The organism is Streptomyces sp. NPDC058221, from assembly GCF_042882365.1.
GTDB lineage: Bacteria > Actinomycetota > Actinomycetes > Streptomycetales > Streptomycetaceae > Streptomyces.
Map to the genome: position 1 here is coordinate 1 of NZ_JBHVWF010000274.1, position 5,032 is coordinate 5,032.

Below are 5,032 nucleotides of genomic sequence, written 5' to 3' on the forward strand. Positions count from 1 at the left end.
CCACAGCCCTTAGGCTGGCCGGGCAGGAGCCGTCCGGCGAGAAGGGAAGATCATGTCAGAGACTCCGGTGCACACCCTGAACGACGGCCGTACGGTCCCGGCGGTCGGGCTCGGCACCTGGCCGCTGGACGACGACGATGCGGAGAAGGCCGTCGCCGGAGCCCTGGGGCTCGGCTACCGGCTCGTCGACACCGCGCTGAACTACGGCAACGAGACCGGCACCGGACGCGGTATCGCCCGCAGCGGCGTGCCCAGACAGGACGTGTTCGTCACCACCAAGGTGCCGGGCCGCCACCAGGGGTACGAGAAGACGCTGGCCTCGTTCGAGGAGTCCCGCCGCAACCTCGGCCTCTCCTATGTGGACCTCTATCTCATCCACTGGCCGCTGCCCCGCGTCGATCTGTACGTGGACACCTGGAAAGCCATGATCCGGCTCCGCGAGGAGGGGCTCGTACGGTCGATCGGGGTGTCCAACTTCACCGCGGACCACCTGGACCGGCTGGAGCGCGAGACGGGCGTGCTGCCCGCCGTCAACCAGATCGAGATGCACCCGCGGCTGCCGCAGGAGGAGCTGCGGGCCGTGCACACCGCAAAGGGCATCGTCACCGAGAGCTGGAGCCCGCTGGGCCGCGGCCGTGATCTGCTGGCCGACCCCGGGCTCGTCGCCATCGCCGGGGCGCACGGTGTGACGCCGGGGCAGGCGGTACTGCGCTGGCACACCCAGCTCGGAGCCGTGCCGATCCCGAAGAGCGCCGATCCGGGACGGCAGCGCGAGAACCTGGACCTCTTCGGCTTCGAGCTGACGGCGGACGAACTGGCCCGGATCTCGGCGGGGCGCCAGGAGCGGTTCGGCGGGGACCCCGAGACGCACGAGGAGTTCTGAGCGACGGGTGGCGGGCAGCGCGGCAGCGGCGCACGAGAGTTGCGGGAGGCAACCCGCGACAGTCGAAGCGACAAGCCGGGCGGCAGGCTTCGCCGCGGGCGGCGCGGCTCAGCTCTCGCGGGGCTGGATCTCCGCCATCCGCGACCAGCCATCGCCCGGCACCTCGACATTGATGATCTCGGGCGTCTCGGCCACCAGACCCGCCATCGTGTCCATCGCCGCCGCGAAATGCGCCGACTGCACATGGGCCGCCCCGGCCTCGGGCGACGCGAACGCCTCCAGCAGCACGAACCGGTCCGGGTTCTCGACGCTGCGGGACCAGTCGAAGAACACGTTGCCCGGCTCCCGCCGGGTGGCGAGGGTGAAGTCCTCGACGGCCGGGAGCCAGTTGTCGCGCTCGGCGCTCCGGACGGTGAACCTGACGGCGATGAAGATCATGGTGGCTCCTGCTCGGGGGGCGCGGCGCCCCGGTCAGGGCGCCGCATCCCCACCGTATCCCCCGAATACGGACAGCCGCCGGAGGGGCCCGGTCAGCCGCCCAGCTCGGCATGGCGGGCGGCCAGCCGCTCCGCGCCCTGCTCGGTGAGCGAGCCGAACAGCCGCAGCCGCGAGATCCCGCCGTCCGGGAAGATGTCGATGCGCACCTGCTCGGCCCGTACCGCCGCGGGCAGGACGAAGCGATGGGCGGTGTCGGGCTGCAGCCTGGTCCTGGGCAGGATCTCGGCCCACTCGCCGCTCTCGCCGTCACGGGCGGAAAGGCTCGCCCAGCCAGCCGAGTTGCCCTTCAGATATGCGGTGTCGATCTCGACGGCCCGGATGTCCGCCTGCTCGACGAGGTGGTAGTGGATCCAGTCGTTGCCCTTGTCCCGCCGGCGCCTGGTCTCCCAGCCGTCGTCCATCTTGCGGGACCTGCCGGGCTGGATGGTGTTGGTCGCCGGGGAGTAGAAGCGGTCGGAGGCGTCCTCGACCCGGCCGCCGTTCTCCAGCGCCACAAGGTCGAAGGTGCCGAGCGCCGTCAGCCAGGCCGGATCGGGGGCGACTTCGCCGTACACCCGGAGCCGGGCTATACCTCCGTCGGGATGCTGGACGACCCTCAGGTGGGTGAAGCGCTGCCCCGCGTCGACGGCGAATCCGTTGGCAGCGTGGCCACCGATCGCCGTACGGGGTACCAGCGTTGTCCACTTCACGTCGGGGGCGCACAGCTCCTCGGGCGACGGGGAGCCGGGCAGCGAGACCGCTTCGACGGAGACCGCCTGCGGGTAGTTGCCGCGGAAGTGGGCGGTGTCGACGACGATCCCGTGCACCACGCCGGGTGCGCCGAGGCGGACCAGCGCCCAGTCGTGGTCCTCGTCCAGAGGGTGGGGCTGCCCGGCGCTCGTACCGCGGCGGCGGCGCGTCTCCCAGCCGTCCATGATCTTGCCCTTGTGCCCGAAGCGTTCGGGGTCGAAGTGGGCGGGCTCCGGCTTCAGCAGGTTCTCGCGCTCCGCGAAGAACTCGTCGTTGGCGGCGATCACACCCGCGCCCAGACGCCGGTCGGCGAGGTCGACGAGGTGGGTGAAGGGGAAGTCGGCGGTGCGGTAGTCGGCGTACGGGTCGCCGCCGCCGTAGGGGCTCGCGTCGCCGGTGAAGCGGGCTGTCGCCGTCATGGTCAGCGGGTCCTTTCGAGGAGGCGGCCGGTGGGTTCGGCCAGGGTGCCGTCCGCCGCGATCCGGACGCCGCGCAGCCAGGTCGACCTGACGACGCCGTGCAGGGTGCGCCCGGCGTACGCGGTGACCTGGTTGCGGTGGAAGAGCTCGGCCGGGTCGACGGTGAAGGTGGCGTCGGGTGCGAGGACGGCGAAGTCGGCGTCGCGGCCGGCCTCGATGGCGCCCTTCGTGCGCAGTCCGGCCAGTTCGGCGGGGGCCGACGCCATCCAGCGGGCGACGTCGTCGAGCGAGTGGCCGCGCCTGCGTGCCTCGGTCCAGATGGCGGGCAGTCCGAGCTGGAGGGAGGAGATACCGCCCCACGCGGAGGCGAAGTCCGGCGTCTTGAGGTCGGTGGTGCAGGGCGAGTGGTCGGAGACGATGCAGTCGATGGTGCCGTCGGCGAGCCCCTCCCACAGCGCGTCCTGGTTGGCCGCCTCGCGGATGGGCGGGCAGCACTTGAACTCGGTGGCACCGTCCGGGACTTCCTCGGCGGTGAGGGTGAGGAAGTGCGGGCAGGACTCGACCGTGACGCGTACGCCCTCACGCTTGGCGGCGGCGATCAGCGGCAGCGCGTCGCTGGAGGAGAGGTGCAGCACATGGATCCGGGCGTTGAGCCGCTTGGCATGGGCGATCAGCCCCGCGATCGCCGTGTTCTCGGCGTCGCGCGGCCTGGAGGCGAGGAAGTCGGCGTAGGCGGGGCCGCTGCTCTGCGGTGCGGACGCCAGGTGGTGCGGGTCCTCCGCGTGCACGATGAGCAGCCCGCCGAAGCCGGCGATCTCCGCCATCGACCGGGCCAGTTGCTCCTGGTCGAGCTCGGGGAACTCCTCCACACCGGAGGGCGAGAGGAAGCACTTGAATCCGAAGACCCCGGCCTCGTACAGCGGGCGCAGGTCCTTCACGTTCGAAGGGATCGCGCCGCCCCAGAAGCCGGTGTCGATATGCGCCTTGGGCGCCGCCACCTGCTGTTTGACGCGCAGGTTCTCGACGGTGGTGGTCGGCGGGAGGGAGTTGAGCGGCATGTCGAGCAGAGTGGTGATCCCACCGGCCGCCGCGGCGCGGGTTGCCGTGTAGAAGCCCTCCCACTCGGTGCGCCCGGGGTCGTTCACATGGACGTGGGTGTCCACGAGGCCGGGCAGCAGGACGTCGTCGCCGAAGTCCTCCAGCCGGGCGCCCGGCGGCACCTCGGCGTCGTACGGCAGGACGGCGTCGATCGTCCCCGCGGCGACGGCGACCGAGGCGGCCCGGGTCCCCTCGGGAGTGACAACGCGCGTCGAGCGCAGTACCAGCTTCACGTCCGTACCGGACACCCGTGCTCCTCACTTCAATAATTCAACGAACTGTTGAAGGAGTCTTCACTCGTGAAAGCAGCCCGTCAAGACCCCATTTTCCGCGCCCGCCCCCCGGCGGACCACCCGGGAGGGCGACTGGAGATTTCCACAAAGTAAAAGAGTAATTTCGGAGAGCGGAATGTAGAATAAGCCAGGCGCGGTGCCGCAGAACCACCGGACCGGCCGTGGACACCCGGACAAAGGGGCCCTGACCGGCCCGGACGCCGCCCTGGAACAATGGGCCGATCGGGAAGCGCCCGGTAGGCTGCTGCCTTGCCCTTCCGCTTCGAAAGGACCGTTGACGTGCCGCCGTCCCACGCCAGCACTTCCGACTCCAAGCCCGCCGGACCCAGCGGTGGTGTGCAGTCCCTTGAGCGCGCCTTCGATCTGCTGGAGCGGATGGCCGACGCCGGGGGCGAGGTCGGCCTGAGTGAGCTCTCCGCGAGCAGCGGACTCCCGCTGCCCACCATTCACCGGCTGATGCGCACGCTCGTGGTCTGCGGATACGTACGCCAGCAGCCCAACCGGCGCTACGCGCTCGGCCCCAGGCTGATCCGGCTCGGCGAGTCCGCGGCACGGCTGCTCGGCACCTGGGCCCGCCCGTATCTCGCGAGGCTGGTCGAGGAGACCGGCGAGACCGCGAACATGGCGCTGCTCGACGGCGACGAGATCGTGTACGTGGCGCAGGTGCCGTCCAAGCACTCGATGCGCATGTTCACCGAGGTGGGCCGCCGGGTGCTGCCGCACTCCACCGGCGTGGGCAAGGCGCTGCTGGCGCACACCCCGCCGGACGAGGTGCGGGCGCTGCTCGCGCGCACCGGGATGCCGGCCGCCACCGAGAAGACGATCACCACCCCCGACGGCTTCCTGGACGCGCTGGAACAGGTCCGCCGGGCGGGCTACGCGGTGGACGACAACGAGCAGGAGATAGGGGTCCGTTGCCTCGCGGTCCCGGTTCCCGACTCGCCCACTTCGGCCGCGATCTCGATCTCAGGTCCGGCGGGCCGGGTGACCGAGGCGGCCACCGAGCGGATCGTGCCGATCCTGCAGCAGGCCGCCAAGGAGCTCTCCGAGGCGCTGGCGAGCAGCGGGACGTCCGGCGGCTGAGCCACTGCCGCACGCGTACGACGAAGGGG

5 protein-coding genes are annotated in these 5,032 nt (G+C 71.1%); 2 read left to right on the forward strand and 3 right to left on the reverse strand.

Features of this window, described 5'->3' with window-relative positions; genetic code table 11:
* Window positions 1-52: 52 nt before the first annotated feature.
* Window positions 53-883 (forward strand): aldo/keto reductase, encoded by an 831-nt coding sequence (locus ACFVW8_RS38450; protein ID WP_389698584.1) that lies wholly within the window; start codon window positions 53-55, stop codon window positions 881-883.
* Window positions 884-991: 108 nt separating this feature from the next.
* Here the strand turns inward: ACFVW8_RS38450 and ACFVW8_RS38455 are convergent, their stop codons facing one another.
* The 3 genes from ACFVW8_RS38455 to allB all read right to left on the reverse strand — a co-directional run bounded on the left by ACFVW8_RS38455 (window position 992) and on the right by allB (window position 3,875).
* Window positions 992-1,321, reverse strand: a complete 330-nt coding sequence (locus ACFVW8_RS38455) for a putative quinol monooxygenase (RefSeq protein WP_389698586.1) — start codon at window positions 1,319-1,321, stop codon at window positions 992-994.
* A gap of 92 nt (window positions 1,322-1,413) precedes the next feature.
* Entirely contained in the window at window positions 1,414-2,529 is a 1,116-nt protein-coding gene (gene alc / locus ACFVW8_RS38460) for an allantoicase (protein WP_389698588.1), read from the reverse strand.
* Window positions 2,530-2,531: 2 nt separating this feature from the next.
* Entirely contained in the window at window positions 2,532-3,875 is a 1,344-nt protein-coding gene (gene allB, locus ACFVW8_RS38465; RefSeq protein WP_389698590.1) for an allantoinase AllB, read from the reverse strand.
* Between the two features lie 324 nt (window positions 3,876-4,199).
* Between allB and ACFVW8_RS38470 the strand changes: the two genes are divergently transcribed.
* Complete coding sequence (locus ACFVW8_RS38470) at window positions 4,200-5,003, forward strand: IclR family transcriptional regulator (protein ID WP_389698592.1); 804 nt, start codon at window positions 4,200-4,202, stop codon at window positions 5,001-5,003.
* Window positions 5,004-5,032 lie beyond the last annotated feature (29 nt).